Below are 18,646 nucleotides of genomic sequence, written 5' to 3'. Positions count from 1 at the left end.
AGGGCGCTTAGCTCAGTTGGTAGAGCGTCTGCCTTACAAGCAGAATGTCGGCGGTTCGATCCCGTCAGCGCCCACCATATCTTCTTGCTTCAACTCTATTTATTCCTTAGAATCTGATTGTATTATAATAATATTAAGATTTCACGACCATGAGAAATCCCTATCAGCGCAAAGCCGCGACCAAATCCCAAAAAACTGCTTTCGATCCTCAACAGCTTTATAAGCAATATATTGAAGCCATTGTTGCTAATGCTGGCATTTTTGCACTCTACCAAGATGGCTGGGCCTTATGTGCCACGCCGACCGGACAACGCGCATTTGCCTGTTGGCAAAGTAAAGGTCTGGCTCGACTGTTGATTAAAGACAATTGGGAAAATTACGAGATTCAGGAAATTGGTCTCAAGGATTTTGTAGAGAAAGTCATTCCCTTTTTACGTCAGGAAAGTACCATTGTTTCGCTTGACCTGACCCCGGAAGGGCAGAATATTCTGGTGGCACCGGAAAAATTATTACTTGATATTAAAAATTATCTGTATCAGATCTATGTGCAAAAGCCGGAACTGTTTAAAAATCCGGATATGCCTTTGCCTAGGCAGATCCGTTTAAATTAAATTTATTGTTTTTAAAACAGCTTGTTTATTGGAACAATGAATATTCATTCAGTAGCCAGCCACTTATCAAAGCAAAATATTCGCGTAACCAGGAATTATAGCGAACATTCTGGGGTGTGCTGGCACTCAGGCTGATGACTTGTTGATAACCCTGATGTCTGGCAATGGCACGGGCACGAGGGCTATGAAAATCGCTAGTGACAATCGCAATGGGCTCATTTCGATCAATATGTTGCTGTTTTAGGATTGCCTGAGAATATTGCAGGTTCTGTTGGGTACTTCTGCTTTGATCTTCTAAGCTAATGGGGTTTTTGAGCTGCGGATAGTTCGTGTAGATATAACTTTGCATGACTTCAGCTTCGCTCTGTCTCTCCCGGAAATTTCGTCCACCGGTCATAATGATTAAAGTATTTGGATATCGTTCTGCATATTTTGCTGCGGTATCCAGACGATTTTTTAAGATGGGTGAGGGCTGACCCTGATTAATGCCACTGCCTAATACTAAAATCGCTGCAGCAGGTCGTGCCGGAATATTCGGGTTGATTGACATCTGGATATAAACAAAGAAAGCCGCGACACTGATTATCCAGAATAAAAATCCGCCCCAGAGACTGTTCCAGAACAAGGTTCTGAATCGGGAATTCTGTTTCCAGCGCTGAATAGATGAAAAAAATAAGGCGTACAGGATGAGTGCCACCCCAATGAAGATCGACAGGGCAATAGCAAAATGCCTCTGACCTTGGCTCAGTAACCAGACGCTATTGATACATAGGATCAAGCCAGAGATCAGGCTAAGACTTCGTTTAAGTTGATTGAGCATCCAGGGTTCCTTTTTTCTTATTCATATTCTTATTATTGCTTTTGCATCTTCAATAAAAACCGGGCCATTGAGCCCGGTTTTTAGCATATCAGGTTATCTTAATATACATCACGGCGATAACGTCCATCCAGACGTAATTGATCTAACATCGTTTCACCGAGAATCTCAATCAGGGCCTGATCCACATCGCTGGCCATGCCATTGATGCTACCACAGACATAAATCACTGCACCTTGAGCAATCCAAGCTTTTAGTTCTTCAGCCTGTTCACGCAGTTTATGGTGTACATAAACTTTTTCCTGCTGGTCGCGCGAGAATGCAAGATCGAGACGTTTCAGGGTTCCCATTTGCAGCCAGGCCTGAATGGTTTCTTCAAAGAAGAAGTCGTGTTCACGCTGACGTTCACCGAAGATCAGCCAGTTCTGGCTATAGTCCTGACGGTTACGCGCACTGAGCAGACTTAATAGTCCGGCAATGCCGGTACCATTACCAATACATATAATCGGGCGGTTGTCATCAATCAGGTGGAAAGATTCATTGCTGCGAATACGCAGTGCAATGGGCGCATTGAGAGCCGCATGCTGGGTCAGCCAGCCTGAACCCAATCCCAGATTACCACTAGCATCGGTTTGCTGACGTACCACCAGACGTAAAACCTGCTGGCTTGGAATACTGGCAATGGAGTATTCACGTGTTGCCAAAACCGGTAATTGCGTGAGGAGCTGATCCAGAGAATCAAAAGGTTCAGCCTGAGTCAGATCACGATCCCAGAGTGCCTGTTCAATATTCTGTTGCATAGAAGGTACTTGTGTACCCGCTGCTATCTGGTGCTTTTGCATAAATGCATGAATACGTTCTGGGCTATTTCCTGGCTGAATCTCGGCAATATCACCTGCTTGCCAGACGGCTTCATGCTCAGGGGTCAGTTCGATATTGAAGGCAGGCGCACCCAGACTACCCGGATTGAGGACTTCACGTTTACTCAAACTCCAGTGATCAAAGGTCTTATCGATACTCATCGCTTGTAGCTCAAGTCGAGTGACTTGTGCCAGTGCAGTATTCCATTGCTGGATATGCTCGTTATTGGCATTGTCGACTTCAATTGTATTGAATAGCTGCTGGGCACCATTCTGTTTTAACCACTGATCAATACGGTGACCAAAACTGCAATAGCTGTCTGGATATTCCTGAGAACCTAAGGCCAATACAGCATAACTTAAATGACTGAGATCAGCTTGAGCAGACAGGATTTTTTTCTCAAAAGAAGAAGCCAGATCCGGTGCTTCGCCCGTGCCATAGGTACTGGCAACAAATAATACCTGTTCAGTTTGCTGTAAATCGGCAAGCGTCAGCTGTTGTACCGGCTTGACGGTTACCGGTTGACGCGCTTCCTGCAGCGCAGTTGCTGTACGCCAAGCCAGCTGCTCAGAAACCCCTGTTTGTGACGCATACGCGATGAGCCACGGTTTGGAATTTTCATCTAGGTTTACTAAAGTCGCACCCTGACGTGCTGCCAGCGTTAAGCGTTTCTGTTTGCGACGTTTCAGATAGAGCATCCAGCCGGTCACAAAGAACAACGGCATCAACAAGGCTGCGACCATGGCAAAGAACTGGTAGATCGGGCCGAAGAAGCTGCCACGATGCACCGGTAACATGCTGCTCATGATCTTTTCATTGAGCTTTTTATCTTCATACAGCTCAACTTTGGTAAATTCAGCTGTCTGGTAATTATAAGTGGCACTGTTTCGTGCACGTTCATGCTGAACGATTGGATCGACAAAGCTCAGTTGCATTTCACCATCCGGTTTTTTCGGAAGGTTAAACGTTACAGTAGAATACTTATCTGAAAATTCAGTGTTAAAGCCAATCCAGCTCTGGTCCAACGCACGGACAGTAGCTTCAGCGCTGAGACCTTCGCGGCCTTCACCACGAGCACCACCCTGACGGCCTTCACCACCAGCACCGCGTTCGCCACCCTGACGGCCTTCGCCACGTGCTTCACTTTCAGCACTTGGACCACGTTCGCCGCCTTGACGTCCTTCACCACGGTTATTGCCCGCATTGGCCTGCATTTCCGGTTGCGGACGTTCCACACCCAGCACCTTAAACATGCCATTGCGCCACCAGTCATAAGACCAGTACAGACCGGTACAGGCCAGAATCAGGTAGAAAATCACCACCCAGGTTCCCACAACAGCGTGCAGATCCCAGATAAAATTACGGCCTTTCAGTTGAGGTTTTACAAAGAACCATTGCTTGATCGAATGACGTTTCGGCCAGCGCAGGTACAGACCTGACAAGACAAAAAAGATCAGCATCAGGGTACAGGCACCGGTAATCTGCTTACCCACCGGACCAACCGTCAAATTACGATGCAGTTGCTGAACAAACTGGAAAAATTCCCGACCCTTAATCTCTGGCAAGACTTCCGCAGTATACGGGTTGATCATGATGTTCTGACCACGCCGTGCGCCTTCTTTGGCAACATTCACAGTACTCGAAGCACTCGGATCTTGTGCCACGGTAATACTGTTGATCTTCATGTCAGGCGCAGTACGGTTAAAGTGCTGATACAGCTCGGCAGGCGTGAGTTTGTCACGTTGCTGAACCTGAACCGTATAACTGTCGCTATTCATCCATTTTAATATTTGTTGTTCATAGGAATAGATTGCGCCAGTGACCCCCATTATCGAGAGGATTAAACCTGCTGTAATCCCCAGAAACCAGTGGATTTGGAAAAATGTCTTTTTAAACATGGTCGTCAGATTAAGGGTGAGATCTATAAAAGTGGCAAAATTATAACTGAAGTTTAAGCTCGAATTATAGGTGTTGAGGATAATATTTATTCTCATTATCATTTATTGTTTTAAGATTAAAAAAACCTCCATGCCGGGACAGGAGGTTTTTCATTGAAGAAAGAACAGTTTAGATTTGTTTTGCTGCGCCGACTTCTGCTTCCAGATGCTTGCGAATCGTGGCGAAAGAGAAGTTTTTGCTGTCCAGACGTTTCGGCAGGATATATGCACCTTGCTGGCCTTTTACCTTGAAATTGACCAACATGAATTCTGGTGTGTTGTACCATTCATAGATGTCTTTCCAGCTAATCGCCCCAACACCTTCTTGCATGCCCATTTTCTGACGCATCACGATGCCATGTGGTTGTACGCCCAGGCGAACACCTTTGATTTCCTGTACCGGAAATTCATTCATCTTGCGTTTAACATACCATTCCAGACCAAAGGTACGGATCAGGTAATACAACACCACACACACAATGGACACCCAGCAGAACACGGTAGAATAGTTCTTCAGGAGCAGAATGCCCAGAATAGAAAGTGCAACAACAGCACCCATGATCAGCCATGCTTTCATGCCAATTTTATTGGTACTACGCCAGATCACCAGCTGAGCATGACGCTGCTCGGCTTCTGAAATTTCATAGTTCACAGGCTGTAGGGTATAAGCGTATAAATTTTTCGCGGTCATAATGAAATTAGCAGATTTTAAACTGTAAAAAGTTTAGCACTAATTGTACCAATTCAGTGAGTATATTGTTCCAAAATCAGCCAAATTATAATGAACCTAATTCAGTTGCCTGTTCATCACGCTCATGACTCAAACTTTGTTTCAGTTGGCTCAACTGCTTTAAAATGCTGAACATTAAAGACAGTTGCTGCAAAATGATCAGGGATTTCTGATCTTGCTCCTGATCTTGAGCCAGGCGCTGGCGAATATGGGCAATCATATTTTGCGCACTTAAATCGGGCATTTCATCTCTTAGCAATGCACCACGAATGTTCTCAAGTGCTTTGTCTAGTAAATTCAGAATGTCCTGATCTTCAATTTTTTCCCGGTGTGCGCCCAGTGCGGCAATATAACTGATAAAAGTATGATTCAGACACAGGAACTCAAAGGCTAGTGATTTTTGTACCGGATCAATATCCGGTTCAGTAGCCAGTGTTGAAATCAGTGAAGCCACCTCGGCATCGGTATTATGGGCCGCACGGCGCACAATCCGATATTTCAGGCCATTATTACGTCCCGATTTATACTGCTCGATTACTTCACTCAAATAATCTGCTTCTGCCTGCAAGCTGCGTTTGATACTGCGCGGCAAACGCCGGAACTTCCAGTCCGGAAAAATAAAGCTCACGCCGAACCAGGCAATCGCACAGCCAATCAAGGTGTCGATCATACGCGGGATGGCCGCGGCATAGCCCATACCATCCAGATTGAAGTTGATCAGCGCTAAAATCGTGATAAAGGCGGTGGCCTGTGCATACTGTTTACTGCGCAATTCAAAGAACAGAATTCCGCTGAATACCAGAAGCAATAATTGTCCTTCGATGGAAGGCACAAAATACAAAATGGCATAACCTAGAATAATACCGACCAACGTACCGACAATACGCAGACGTAAACGGCGTTTGGTGGCGTTAAAGTTGGGCTGGCTGACAAAGAGTGCGGTCAATAAAATCCAGTAACCATATTCAATATTGCTGACCTGTACGAAGATATAGCTGATCAGCAGCACAATCGACAGGCGAATGGCATGCCGGAACAGCACCGATTCTGGGGTCAGATGCTGCTTAATCCGAATCTTGATGTCATCCCAGCCTTTCAGGTCATCATCTCTAAGCTGGTTCTCGATATGTTTGAAACGCTCGGACTTGATATTCTGCTCGGTTTCCAGGTTGCGTAACTGGGCATCAATCGATTTCAGGTTTTGAAACAGCGCAAACAGGGCACTGATCCAGACCTGATCATACTGCTGCTCCTGACGTAACTTATCCAGAGACTGTCTCAGGTTATCAAAGGCATGCTTGAAGCGCTGGTTATGTACATAAGGTTTGCGCATCAGCAAACTTTCACTCAGGTCCTTACAGGCTTTGCCCTGAATTGACATGATGCGCTGGAAGCGGAACAGGATATCGCTATGCTGGAAAATCTTGGCCAGTTTCTGATAATCAATATGCGCTGAATCGGCACGTTCATGAATATCCTGCGCGACAAAATAATATTGCAGGCTGCGACGGGTGTCTTTTTGCCCCCGGTCACCTTTCAGGCGAGTCAAAAGGGCAGTTTTCATCTCATTAAAAATCGCAATCAGTTTCCCATTTTCAAGCGAGAGTTCAATCATGCTTTGCTGATAGCTTTTCGGGGTCATGTCCACATCAAACAGATTGGACTTGGCATATAAAAAGTCACCGAGAGCAGAATAGGAAATGGCAAGCTTGTCTTGCGCCAGTCGGGCAGGGAAAATCAGGAAACTGATGGTCGACAGCAGACCGTACCACATCGCGCCGATGACCAATAAACCAGCCTGTTTATACCATTCATCAAACAGCTCCACCCCGAGCATGGAATAAACGGAAATCACCAGACAGCCGTAGGAAATCGTGGCATAGCGTCGCCCTAGTGAACCCAGCAAAATCAGGGCAATACAGGACACAATTAAGGCCAAGGCAAACAGCAAGGGATAAGGAAAAAGCAGATATACGCCTACTGCCGTAATAAAGAAGCCAATGTAGGTGTAGAGCAGATTTAAAATCCGCACCGAAAAGCGGTCATCAATATCGCTTAAACCAGCTGCGACCACCCCTAAAGTCAATGGGATCGTCATCAATTGTTGTCCCATAAAATAGGGAACAAAGGCGGTACCTGCAAATGCCGTCATCATGCGCAGGTTATACATCAAGGTCGTATTATAGGTAGTTTGCTTGAGACGAGTGAGCCAAGATTTCAAAGGTCGTCCTTTATACTGCAGTCTTAGAGCTGAATCTGAATAGGCTAATGAAAATAGTATATTTATAAATCTTCATTTCAGGCTAAATCATACTATGCACTGTGTTAATTTGTCTGCATATTAGCGCTTTAAATCTTCACGCTTATGACATCGAATAAAATAGTACAACAACCTTATGCCATGTCCTGGATTGTTTTGCTGGCGACCTTAAGTGCACTCGGGCCTTTATCCATTGATATGTATCTTTCGGCCTTACCGGCCATGGCAGCAGATTTTGGTGTCAGTACCCAAATGGTTGCCAATAGCCTGCCAGCTTATTTCTTCGGTCTGGCGATCGGACAACTGATTTATGGTCCGATCAGTGACCGGATTGGGCGTAAACCGCCACTATATTTTGGGCTATGCTTATACATTGTGGCAAGTTTGCTGTGTGTTTTTGCGCAGGATGAATGGAGCCTGATCGCTGCACGGATTCTGCAAGCTCTCGGTGGCTGTGTCGGGGTGGTCATGGCACGCGCTGCAATTCGTGATCGTCTGGATATGCATTCAGCAGCTCAGGCCTTTGCCAGCATGATGATTGTGACTGCGATTGCACCAATCATCGCTCCGAGTCTGGGGGCCTGGGTATTGATGTTTTATGAATGGAATGTGATCTTCTTGGTGCTGATGGGCTGCGGTCTGTTGAGTCTGGCCTGTGTACATTTTCTATTTAAAGAAACTCTGGAGCCAGAACGTCGTCTCAAGCTGAACTTCCAGCAGGTATTAAGTTTGTACCGTACTATTTTTCAGGATCCAAGCTTTCGACGCCCGCTCTATGCTGGCTGTTTTTCCGGTGCAGTGATGTTCTGTTATATCAGTGCTTCTTCTACCATTCTGATGGATCGTTATCAGCTGACTGAGCAGCAGTTTGCGTATGCCTTTGGTGTCAATGCCTTCGGGATCATGCTGTTTTCGACCTTGAATAAACGTCTGGCTGGGCGATTCTCGATATTACAGCGCTTGAAAATCGGCACCTGTCTGCAGTTTACCGGTGTATTAGGGTTAATCTTGCTGGGCTGTCTGGACGTCGATTCTGTGTTCTGGGTGTTGTTAGGCATGTTTATTGTGGTGGCATCTATCGGGTTTACTGGTCCGAATGCCATGGCTCTGGCAATGGCTGAACAGGGCGAGCGGGCAGGAACTGCAAGTGCCATTATGGGCAGTATGCAATTTGTCTGTGGTTTATTGAGCGGTGTATTACTGAATTTTCTGATCTGGCATGCTTTACTGAATATGGCATTGATCATGCTGGTTTTTGTCGGTATTTCTGCTTGGGCGATTTTTAAAATCAACATGCCCAGCCTAAAAAATGCATAGATGCTGGCTGCCTCTCAGATAATAAAAATACTGGTCTGGACAGAGGGCTAAGCAAGTTGGCTTAGCCCTGCTTGCATCACTCATCGATAAACACGGCAAATTCTTCTACGGGAACGCGCGGGGTAATAAAGCTGTTAATAATTTGCTCTGGGTCGGCATAACCCAGTGCCATACCGCAGACCAGCTCTTCATCATCGGGTGCGCCGACCAGATCAAGCACGATCGGGTGAAAGTGATTCCAGGCTGCCTGCGGGCAAGTGTCCAGACCGCGGGCTTTTGCTGCCAGCATAACATTCTGGATCATCATGGAAACATCCATTTTGGACCCAATCGCCAAAGACCGATGTACAGTAAAAAATAAGCCGACAGGCGCATCAAATAATTCAAAATTACGCAGCTGCTGACGCGCCATTTTTTCCTTTTCGCCTTTCTGAATATTCAGCAAGCCATATAAACCCCAGCCATTTTCACGACGACGTTCAATAAATGGCGAGATCCATTGTTCAGGATAATAGGCAAAAGTTTCCTGATACTGCTGCGACAATTCCGGATTTGCATAGATTTGCATTTGTGCCTGACAAACCTGCTGCACGAGTTCATCACGCTTTTTACCTGTTACCACATACACTTTCCAGGGTTGGGTATTGGTTCCTGAAGGTGCGCGGCTGGCCACCGCCAGAATCTCTTTTAAGGTGTCTGTACTAACGGGGGTATTTAAAAAAGCACGCACTGAATGGCGAGAAGTGATGGTGTGATCTACAGCATGAACAAGATTTTGATCCATTATGGGGTCCAGTCGAATATCCTTATTGAGTTTGTAATGACTATAAACTAAACAAACAGAACGGGGGATAGGAAAATTTCATTCTCAGCCGGCTGCAAAAAACAATTTGTCAGCAAAATGACTTGAGGAATGAAATTTCGCATTCTTTTAGCTAAACATAAATCGCCTCAGTGATAGCAATCGATTTACCCATAATGTTGGTCTTTGATTTAAAAAATGGCTTAAAACCCAAGTGCTTGAACCATTCAACAATAACAATTTCAAACAGAGAACTGGTTTATTTTGACTGCAAATCAAGATAATTTAATTTCAAGATCCCTGTTTCATTCCGTGTCGAGTAAAAGATTAATATTTTTTTTGAATTAAAATATAGATTAATCTTCATATAAAAATGAGAATTTATAATTATTTTTTATAGGTAAATTAACTATTGCTAATAAAAAGAAATAAAACTTGATACAAAGAAACAGCATAATGTACGACTTTTCATCTTAATTCATGCATTTTGTGATTAAGATCTGTTTTAAATAACGCGATTCCAGATGGCTTGAATGAAGTCTTTAGGTTGAAAGCACTCATCAAGCACTGAATGTTTTTTTGAGCTTAAAACACAGTTTTTTTACCAACATGCGCGTCTGTTTGAAAATTGTCTGCAATTTTCCAACAGACTGAGTATCGGAATAGAAAAGGTGTTGCTTTTATAAATCTCTCATTTGTTGAATATGATCGTGATGATGATATTCATAAGTTTAAAAGAGATGATAAATCGGTTTGTTTTTCTAATGGTGATAGATCAAATCAGGATATTTCCAGATAAAGATCTAATGAGCGAGCTAGAGATCTAGCGCACTCCCTCACTTTTAGAACAATAAAAAATTCAAAATCATCTTGGGCAAAAAATTATGGATTTTACTTTTAACGCATTTTATACCTTGATTGCCGCAGTCATTGTTTTGTTACTCGGCCGATTCCTGGTTAATAAAATCGATTTTTTAAGACGTTACAATATTCCTGAGCCGGTTGCGGGCGGTTTGGTTGCGGCGATTATCTCATTGCTGGTGCATTCATTGTGGGGATATAGCATCACCACCAGTGCAGAACTACAAACCAGCTTTATGCTGATTTTCTTTGCTTCGATTGGTCTGAGTGCCAACTTTTCCAAGTTGCGTGAAGGTGGGATCGGTCTGGTTATTTTCCTGTTTGCTGTTTCGGCTTTCATTATTTTGCAAAATGCGGTCGGCATGAGTCTGGCAACATTATTGGGTATTGACCCGTTGATTGGCCTGATTGCAGGCTCAGTTACCTTAACCGGTGGTCATGGTACTGCGGGTGCATGGGGGGAAATTTTTGAAGTTGAACATGGTATTCAAGGTGCTTTGGCACTAGGTATGGCCAGTGCGACTTTTGGATTGATTATCGGCGGTATTATTGGCGGACCTTTAGCCAAGTTGCTGATCAACCGTTGTAACCTGGCGACTGCGCGTACCGATCAGCAAATTGAAACGCGTGACAATACGCCAATGGACAGCACCACCAGCGAATATGTACCGTTTGAATATCCGCATCAGGTGCGTTTAATTACCGCTGATAATGCAATCACGACCTTGGGTCTATTTGCAGGCTGTTTGGCTTTTGCAGAGTTTATGACGGGTTTCAGTAAAGGTACTGCATTTGAACTGCCAACATTTGTCTGGGCATTGGCGGGTGGTGTCATCCTGCGTAATGTACTGGAAGGTGTTTTCAAAGTTCAGATTTTCGATCGCGCGATTGATGTGTTTGGTAATGCTTCATTGTCGCTGTACTTGGCGATGGCATTGTTATCATTGAAATTATGGCAATTGGCTGACCTTGCAGGACCACTGATGGTAATTCTGGGTGCACAGACCATCACCATGGCTTTGTATGCCGGTTTTGTAACTTTCCGCATCATGGGTAAAAACTACGATGCTGCGGTACTTGCAGCAGGGCATTGTGGTTTCGGTATGGGCGCAACGCCAACAGCGGTTGCCAATATGCAGGCGATTACCAATATGTATGGTGCGTCGCATAAGGCCTTCCTGATTGTTCCATTATGTGGTGCGTTCTTCGTTGACTTAATCAATGCTACTGTTATTCAGATGATTTTGAAGTTTTTTGCATAATTTTTATGCCTGATACGATGAGTCATAGGCTCATAAGGATGTGACATGAATGATCAGTTAAATGAAACCTTACTCGGCTGGATTAATGCCCTGAATGGCCCTTTATGGGATTTTCTGGTGGTGTTTCTGGTCGCAGTCGGTATTTTCTACACGATCATGACGGGTGCAGTACAAATTCGTTTGTTCTGGCACAGCATGAAAGTCATGAAAAATAGCCGTGGCAAGGTTCAGGATACGCACGGCATTACCCCGTTTCAGGCCTTTGTCACTGGACTGGCAAGCCGGGTCGGGGTGGGCAATGTCGCGGGTGTCGCCATTGCGATTGCGATTGGTGGCCCCGGTGCCGTTTTCTGGATGTGGTTTACTGCCTTTTTGGGCATGAGTTCTGCTTTTGTTGAATCCTCTTTGGCCCAGTTGTTTAAGGTGCGAGATAACAAAAACCAGCAATTCCGTGGTGGACCAGCTTATTACATTACCCAAGGCCTGAAACAAAAATGGCTCGGGATTGTCTTTGCGATTGCATTGATCACGACTTATGGTTTTGTCTTCAATGCAGTTCAGGCCAATGCCATTACCGGAGCAACCTCTCATGCCTGGGGCTGGGATCAGGCGAACCTGATTCTGCCATTAGGCGGCCTGAATCTGGAAATTTCCTGGGTCGGATTGTTTCTGGTATTGATGACTGCGGTGATCATTTTTGGCGGGATTAAACGGATTGCGAAAGTTGCGGAAAGCTTTGTGCCGTTTATGGCTGTGCTTTATCTGGCTGTGGCTTTGTATATTGCGGTCATCAATTACGATCTGCTCCCATCCATCTTCCAGCTCATTTTCAGTAAAGCCTTTGAATTTGAAGCCGCCGCTGGTGGATTCTTTGGCGCCATGGTATCTATGGCAATGATGATGGGCATCAAGCGTGGTCTGTTCTCTAACGAGGCAGGGATGGGTTCGGCACCGAATGCTGCTGCAGCTTCCGATGTCAAACATCCGGTCAACCAGGGTCTGGTACAGATGCTCGGAGTATTTGTAGATACCTTTGTGGTGTGTTCATGTACCGCGATTATTATTCTGGTTTCGGGTCTGTATGAAAATGCAGGCTTTGAAGGCGTGACCTTGACCCAGATGGCGCTTGAAAGCCAGATTGGTGCTTGGGGTGATGACTTCCTGGCTTTGATTCTGTTCCTGTTTGCCTATTCTTCGATTATTGGTAACTATGCCTATGCCGAAGGAAACGTCCAGTTCATCAATAACAATAGCCGGGTGATGTTGATTTTCCGCTTATTTGTATTGGTCATGGTGTATTTCGGTTCTATCGCCAGTGTGCCATTGATCTGGAATATGGCAGATCTGTTCATGGGTGTCATGGCAAGCATCAACCTGATCGCAATCCTGTTGCTGATGCCATTCTTGCTGATGCTACTTCGCGACTATACTGGTCAGTTGAAGCGTGGTGTGAAAGAGCCTGAATTTAAACTGGATAACCATCCTAAATTTAAAGACAAGGTCAAATCAGATATCTGGTAAGACTTGAAGCAAAAAGCCCCGATCATTCGGGGCTTTTTTGTGCCAAAGTTATTTAAAAGAAATTTAAATAACTTTGATAAAGCACGAAGCCCAAAATCAGGCTGAACCAGACTGGTAATTTTGAGCGTAGCAGGGCAATCATCACTGCGACAAAGACCAGGTCGGAACCATAGCTAAAATAGCGTTGTGAAAGATCCAACAATAAATATAGTAACAAACCCACCACTGCAGCATTGATGCCCATCACCGCCTGATGAATATGGCGCTGCTGCATCAACCACGACCAGTAAGGCAAGGTGGCAAAGATCAAGAAAAATGAAGGTAAAAAGATTGCACAGGTCGCTAACAATGTATTCAGCCAGGCATAAGGCGTCCAAGGCAGCAAAGCACCAATATAACTGGCAAAACTGAATAAAGGTCCCGGCATTAGCTGGGTAAATGCATAGCCAAGATCAAAAGACTCTGCACTGACTAAACCGGTTGTGACAAAATCCTGATGCAGCAAAGGCAAAATCACATGACCGCCACCAAACACCAGCGAGCCAGTCTGATAAAAATTGGAAAAAAATTGCAGCTCCGATTCACCCCATAATTTTCCAGCTAAGGGCAGCAGCAAAAATGGCAGGATAAATGCCAGTAACCAATAAGGTGCAGCGGCAGATCGAATATAAGGCGAGCTGATTGCCGTTTTGTTAATTTCTTTGGGTTTCGAATCTGATTGGGAAAAATATCCAGCCAAGAGTCCACAGATTGCGCCCAGTATAATGACCAGAATCTGGTTAAAACTTACTGAAACGACTATCAGTAATGCGACAGAGAGGATTAAGACAGCGTATTGCCAGGCCGTTTTACAGAAGCTTCTCAGCATTTGCCAGAATGCCCAGGCGATTACAGAAAATACAATTAACTGGATGGTATGAAAGCTGTTTGAGTTTAAAATATGAAAATAGCTTTGACCCAAGAGCGCCACCAAGGTCATCAGAATCATTGAGGGCAGGGTAAAACCCAACCATGCGATCACGGCACCAGTATAGCCCCGTTGCAGATAACCGATCGACAGCCCCACCTGACTGCTGCTCGGCCCGGGTAAAAGTTGCGCCAAAGCGACCAGTTGACTGTACTGGGTGTCATTCAACCATTGCAGTTGGGTCACAAATTTTCGGTGAAAAAACACCAGATGCGCCGCTGGACCACCAAATGAAATGCAGCCCAGTTGCAGGAAAATCAGGAAAATCCGATACAGTGAGATTGAAGACATACAGTTATGGGGAAAAATGAAGATAAAGTAGCTGAACTGTATGACAGTTTTACGAAATTCTACAGACTATTTATGCATGTGTTTATACACTATGCTGCTTTAGATTAATGAGGACATTCTCTGCATGCAGAAATATGTGTTGAGTATGGTGATACTGGGTACATTTGGCCTGAGTGCTTGCCAAACGACCCCCATGACAGCCCAAGCGGCGACCAGTCATCTACAACCTGCTGCACAACGCGGAGAAGCTCAGGCACGTCCAAATCAAATTGATTTTCAAAAGATCAAGCAAACCCAACAGCGTCCAGTAGTTGCTTTAGTTCTGGGCAGTGGGGGTGCGCGTGGTTATGCGCATATTGGTGCGCTGGAAGTACTGGAACAGGCGGGTATTCACCCCGATTTTATTGTCGGAACCAGTGCGGGCAGTATTGTAGGTTCCATTTATGCGAGTGGCAAACCGGCGATTGAACTGCGCAATATTGCTCTCAGCATGCGACCGAATGATGTCCGTGATATCAAACTGGCCAGAAAAGGTTTTTTTGATGGCAAAAAAGTTGAGGACTATGTCAATTTGCAGGTCGATCAAACTCCGCTTGAAGCCATGAAAATCCCGATGTTTGTGGTAGCAACCGCGCTGAAAGAAGGCAAGAAAGTCGTTTTTAATTATGGTAATACCGGACAGGCGGTACGTGCTTCAGTCTCGATTCCGAGTATGTTTATTCCGACTATTATTCAAGGTAAAGAATATGTAGATGGTGGTCTGGTCAGTCCGGTGCCGGTCGATGTGGCACGTGAGCTGGGAGCCGACATTGTGATTGCGGTAGATATTCTGGCACAACCCATTCACACGGAAACCAGCAATGTCTGGGGACTGTTTAACCAGAACATCAATATTATGCAGCAACATCTGGCGCATGAAGAATTAAAGCATGCAGATGTGGTGATTCAGCCGGACTTACGCGAAAAAGGCCATATCTTTGATGTACGTGGCAGGGAACTCACCATGCAGGCTGGTGCCGAGGCGACCCAGTTAAAGTTAATGGAAATTTCACAAGCCTACCAAAAACATGATTATGCTCAAGGACATCGTATTCCACAGTTTGTGGTACATGAACATCAAGCTCAATAAATCTTTTTTTTGAAATTTCTGTTTATCCCTATATCGCAGTATAGGGACATTCAATCAAAAAGATAACGGATCATCGGCTGTAACGCTTAACTGATTGTTATAAAAGATAAGATGATTGCCTATGTGTATCAGTCAGTCGGAATTATCGCAAAAGATAAAATTAATTTTAAATATAACAAATTGAATTATAAGTATATTGTTTTAAATAATAAGCCTTATTCGTCTTAAATTAAAATTTTAATATTATTATTCGTATACTTAAGTTGATCAAATATTCAAAAGCATCGATGTTCATGCCAGAATGCAGTTTGAAAAGATCACTACACAGATGTAGACATCATGATGCATATTAAAATTGGACAGCAGGTCAAACTGGCACAATTCGAACACTATATTTTTACAGTGACCGCGACCCATCAGGATGGTTCTTTTACCGTTGAAACGACCTTGGATGGTCAACAAATTTTAAGTTATCAGAACGTGGCGCAGGAAATGCTCAGGCCAGTGATGCTTTAAATCACGCAGAGCCTTTTTATTTTCCTGAATTATTTTTGTTCAGCGCTTAAAACAGTGAAAAATTCTCAGTTGCTGTGTGATCAACCCCAGATAAATAAGTGTTGATTTATTGGCACTTAACTTTCTAACTGAGATTTTAAGCAATTAAATATATTTTTTTCTGTATGAATACATTTTCTATATCAATAATTGTGATGCTTCATTTGCCGAATTGAACATTTTATTCATGTTAAAAACGCTATAATAATAAACGATAACCTTGTCATTCAAAGAGTTCAAAGAAAACGATGGCCCCTTTAGATCAAATTGCAGCAGTGTCGGATGACCAGTCAGAGTTAACGATGTCAGTTCTCATGACGCCAGATATGGCAAATTTTTCAGGAAATGTTCATGGTGGAACCATTCTGAAATTATTGGATCAGGTGGCGTATGCGTGTGCAAGTCGCTATTCGGGTAGTTATGTCGTGACCTTATCTGTAGACAAGGTGAATTTTAAAGAGCCGATTCACGTTGGTGAGCTGGTTACCTTTCTGGCCAGTGTGAATCATGTTGGCCGTACTTCAATGGAAATCGGGATTCGTGTAGAAGCCCAGAATATTCAAAAGAGAACGGTACGTCATACCAATAGCTGTTATTTCACCATGGTTGCGGTGGATGAAAATGGTAAACCAAAACAGATTCCAGCTTTGAACCTGGACAATGACTGGAAACGTTGCCGTTTTGAAGCAGCAGAACAGCGTAAAGTCGCGCGTTTGCAAGAAAATCATCATCCTTCATGCAGCATTTATAAAAAGACTGCACAGAGTTAAGTTAAATCGTGATTGAGAAAAGACCTTCATATGTAGGTCTTTTTTTTGCATCAATTTCTGTTTTTCACTGGAGCTTTGTTATTTTTTACCCTAATATAAAACGATACGTATCGTTTCGATTTTTAGATCTTAAAAGTTAAGTAGAAAAATATGAGCAGTGACGAAAAAAGTTCCCGACGACAGCAGTGCATTTTACAGGCGGTCGCAGATGCGCTGGCAGAATGTGAATATCATCAGCTGACGATTGAAGATGTAGCGGCACGTGCCGGTGTTGGCAAGTCCACGATTTATCGATGGTGGAAACATAAATCGGAACTGGTGCTGGACACTTTCAAACAGCATACAGCTTCGGTATTTGAGCTGGATACCTCTAAAAGCCTGAAAAGCAATCTCATTCAACAACTCGGTTCTTTATCTCAAGCGCTGAATCATCCGGTCGGTCGGGCTTTGCTGGTAGTAATTGCCAATCACCGCGAACTGGCAGGTGAGTTCTTTCAGCAATATCTCTTGCCACGTCGGCAACAGACCCATCAACTGATTCAGCAAGCGATTGAACGGGGAGAAATCCGCGCTAATTATCCTTTTGATTTGATGCTGGATACCTTATACGGCCCGATTCATTACCAGATCATTTTTTTCAACCGGATTCCAGATGAACACTATATCCAGAATCTGGTCGAGTTGGCCTTGCATCCGGTCACTGTTCAAGCCTGAGTTTGTGCTATTTCCCTACAAATTTTAAGAGTTGGTGATTATGTCAGTTAGCGCTGAGCGGTTATGGAATCGCTCATTTATCTTGTGCTTATTCAATAATTTTTTCCTGTTTGTTTATTATTTTGCCTTACTGACCATCTTGCCGATTTACATCATGAAAGATCTGGGCGGTTCGGTAAAAGAAGCAGGTCTGGCGCTGACGCTATTTTTGGCCTCTTCGATTACGGTTCGGCCATTTTCCGGCATGATCATCGAAAAGCTCGGCAAGAAAATCTCGATGCGTGGTGCAGGCGTGATTTTTGCCTTATTTGCCTTTAGTTATTTGCTGGTGGATAGCATGTGGTCGCTGTTGCTGGTGCGTTTTTTACATGGCATCTGGTTCAGTATTTTGACCACGGCGGCAGTACCCGTCGCCAATGAATTTATTCCTGAACAGCGCAAAGGTGAGGGCATGGGTTATTTTGTCATGTCGACCAATCTGGGTGTGGTTTTTGGGCCCTTGCTGGCATTGACCGTAATTCAGTTCACCAGCTTCAAAGTCTTATTTGGCATTCTTGCCGTTATCATTTCTTTGGGGCTCATTTTCTGTTGGATGCTCAAAATCACAGAGTTACCAAAACCTGAAGCTATAAGCACAGAAAAAACCAGTTTGAGCTTGCAGGATATTCTGGAAGTCAAAGTTCTGGCGGTAAGTTTTGTGGCTTTACTAACCGCTTTTGCCTACTCGGGCATCATGAGTTTTATTACCGCATTTAGTGAAACCAAGCAGCTTTTGGGCTATACCAGCGTATTCTTTATTGTATTTGCAGCGTCCATGTTGCTGGTCAGACCTTGGGTCGGAAAGATTTATGACCGCAAGGGGCCAAGTGCGGTTATTTATCCTTCATTTATTTTCTTTGCCATTGGTCTGGTGATTGTCAGTCTGATTTCCAATCAATGGATATTATGGTTGTCGGCAGTCTTTATTGGCATCGGTTATGGTTCACTATTCCCATGTTTGCAGACCTTGGCCATTCAGTCGGTCGACAAACAGCGTATGGGACATGCGATTTCAACCTTCTTTACCCTGTTTGATCTGGGTTTAGCGATCGGTTCCGTGGCAATGGGAGTATTGATTGCCTATTGGGGCTTTGAAACTACTTATGTTTTGAGTGCCGCACTCGTCATTGTGACGATATTGGTTTATCGTCAGTATGTTGCCAAAAAGCAAAATAATCGCCCGGCAAGTTTGGAGTTATAAA

At 44.2% G+C, this 18,646-nt stretch carries 15 protein-coding genes and 1 tRNA gene; 10 read left to right on the top strand and 6 right to left on the bottom strand.

From position 1 onward, the window contains the following. Position 1 precedes the first annotated feature (1 nt). Positions 2 to 77 (top strand) — tRNA-Val (locus MTX11_RS04195). A 72-nt stretch (positions 78 to 149) separates the two neighbouring features. Then, the gene (locus tag MTX11_RS04190) at positions 150 to 611 is read left to right on the top strand and encodes a DUF2750 domain-containing protein (protein WP_004645832.1); all 462 of its coding nucleotides are present in this window, start codon (positions 150 to 152) and stop codon (positions 609 to 611) included. Between the two features lie 25 nt (positions 612 to 636). Here MTX11_RS04190 and MTX11_RS04185 read toward each other — a convergent pair whose 3' ends face one another. From MTX11_RS04185 to yccS, 4 genes are all read right to left on the bottom strand, one after another. Beyond that, positions 637 to 1,431, bottom strand: coding sequence for a YdcF family protein (locus tag MTX11_RS04185; protein WP_180037071.1), 795 nt, complete (start codon positions 1,429 to 1,431; stop codon positions 637 to 639). A gap of 98 nt (positions 1,432 to 1,529) precedes the next feature. Continuing rightward, entirely contained in the window at positions 1,530 to 4,187 is a 2,658-nt protein-coding gene (locus MTX11_RS04180; protein ID WP_243474439.1) for a PepSY domain-containing protein, read from the bottom strand. A gap of 169 nt (positions 4,188 to 4,356) precedes the next feature. After that, the gene (locus tag MTX11_RS04175) at positions 4,357 to 4,917 is read right to left on the bottom strand and encodes a hypothetical protein (RefSeq protein WP_243474438.1); all 561 of its coding nucleotides are present in this window, start codon (positions 4,915 to 4,917) and stop codon (positions 4,357 to 4,359) included. Positions 4,918 to 5,002: 85 nt separating this feature from the next. Beyond that, positions 5,003 to 7,177 carry a YccS family putative transporter gene (gene yccS, locus MTX11_RS04170; RefSeq protein ID WP_243474437.1) on the bottom strand — a complete coding sequence of 725 codons (2,175 nt, stop codon included), beginning with the start codon at positions 7,175 to 7,177 and terminating at the stop codon, positions 5,003 to 5,005. Positions 7,178 to 7,321: 144 nt separating this feature from the next. Between yccS and MTX11_RS04165 the strand changes: the two genes are divergently transcribed. Beyond that, the gene (locus tag MTX11_RS04165; protein ID WP_243474436.1) at positions 7,322 to 8,533 is read left to right on the top strand and encodes a multidrug effflux MFS transporter; all 1,212 of its coding nucleotides are present in this window, start codon (positions 7,322 to 7,324) and stop codon (positions 8,531 to 8,533) included. 76 nt (positions 8,534 to 8,609) lie between these two features. Here the strand turns inward: MTX11_RS04165 and MTX11_RS04160 are convergent, their stop codons facing one another. Next, complete coding sequence (locus MTX11_RS04160; protein WP_004280692.1) at positions 8,610 to 9,317, bottom strand: nitroreductase; 708 nt, start codon at positions 9,315 to 9,317, stop codon at positions 8,610 to 8,612. 902 nt (positions 9,318 to 10,219) lie between these two features. On the opposite strand from MTX11_RS04160, the gene gltS reads away from it, so the two are divergent. Then, positions 10,220 to 11,458 (top strand): sodium/glutamate symporter, encoded by a 1,239-nt coding sequence (gltS, locus tag MTX11_RS04155; RefSeq protein ID WP_243474435.1) that lies wholly within the window; start codon positions 10,220 to 10,222, stop codon positions 11,456 to 11,458. A 45-nt stretch (positions 11,459 to 11,503) separates the two neighbouring features. Next, positions 11,504 to 12,979, top strand: coding sequence for an alanine/glycine:cation symporter family protein (locus MTX11_RS04150; RefSeq protein ID WP_005252633.1), 1,476 nt, complete (start codon positions 11,504 to 11,506; stop codon positions 12,977 to 12,979). Between the two features lie 52 nt (positions 12,980 to 13,031). On the opposite strand, the gene chrA is transcribed toward MTX11_RS04150, so the two are convergent. Continuing rightward, entirely contained in the window at positions 13,032 to 14,237 is a 1,206-nt protein-coding gene (chrA, locus tag MTX11_RS04145) for a chromate efflux transporter (RefSeq protein ID WP_243474434.1), read from the bottom strand. 124 nt (positions 14,238 to 14,361) lie between these two features. Between chrA and MTX11_RS04140 the strand changes: the two genes are divergently transcribed. The 5 genes from MTX11_RS04140 to MTX11_RS04120 all read left to right on the top strand — a co-directional run bounded on the left by MTX11_RS04140 (position 14,362) and on the right by MTX11_RS04120 (position 18,645). Beyond that, positions 14,362 to 15,366 (top strand): patatin-like phospholipase family protein, encoded by a 1,005-nt coding sequence (locus MTX11_RS04140; RefSeq protein WP_114541649.1) that lies wholly within the window; start codon positions 14,362 to 14,364, stop codon positions 15,364 to 15,366. A gap of 339 nt (positions 15,367 to 15,705) precedes the next feature. Then, positions 15,706 to 15,882 (top strand): hypothetical protein, encoded by a 177-nt coding sequence (locus tag MTX11_RS04135; protein ID WP_004731959.1) that lies wholly within the window; start codon positions 15,706 to 15,708, stop codon positions 15,880 to 15,882. A gap of 287 nt (positions 15,883 to 16,169) precedes the next feature. Continuing rightward, the gene (locus tag MTX11_RS04130) at positions 16,170 to 16,691 is read left to right on the top strand and encodes an acyl-CoA thioesterase (protein ID WP_004280680.1); all 522 of its coding nucleotides are present in this window, start codon (positions 16,170 to 16,172) and stop codon (positions 16,689 to 16,691) included. Positions 16,692 to 16,841: 150 nt separating this feature from the next. Further along, on the top strand, positions 16,842 to 17,405 hold the full coding sequence (locus tag MTX11_RS04125) for a TetR/AcrR family transcriptional regulator (protein ID WP_243474433.1): 564 nt from the start codon (positions 16,842 to 16,844) through the stop codon (positions 17,403 to 17,405). Positions 17,406 to 17,445: 40 nt separating this feature from the next. Further along, complete coding sequence (locus MTX11_RS04120; RefSeq protein WP_243474432.1) at positions 17,446 to 18,645, top strand: MFS transporter; 1,200 nt, start codon at positions 17,446 to 17,448, stop codon at positions 18,643 to 18,645. Position 18,646 lies beyond the last annotated feature (1 nt).

The organism is Acinetobacter lwoffii (genome assembly GCF_022809915.1).
GTDB lineage: Bacteria > Pseudomonadota > Gammaproteobacteria > Pseudomonadales > Moraxellaceae > Acinetobacter > Acinetobacter lwoffii_M.
This window is presented reverse-complemented; position numbering and strand designations above follow the sequence as displayed.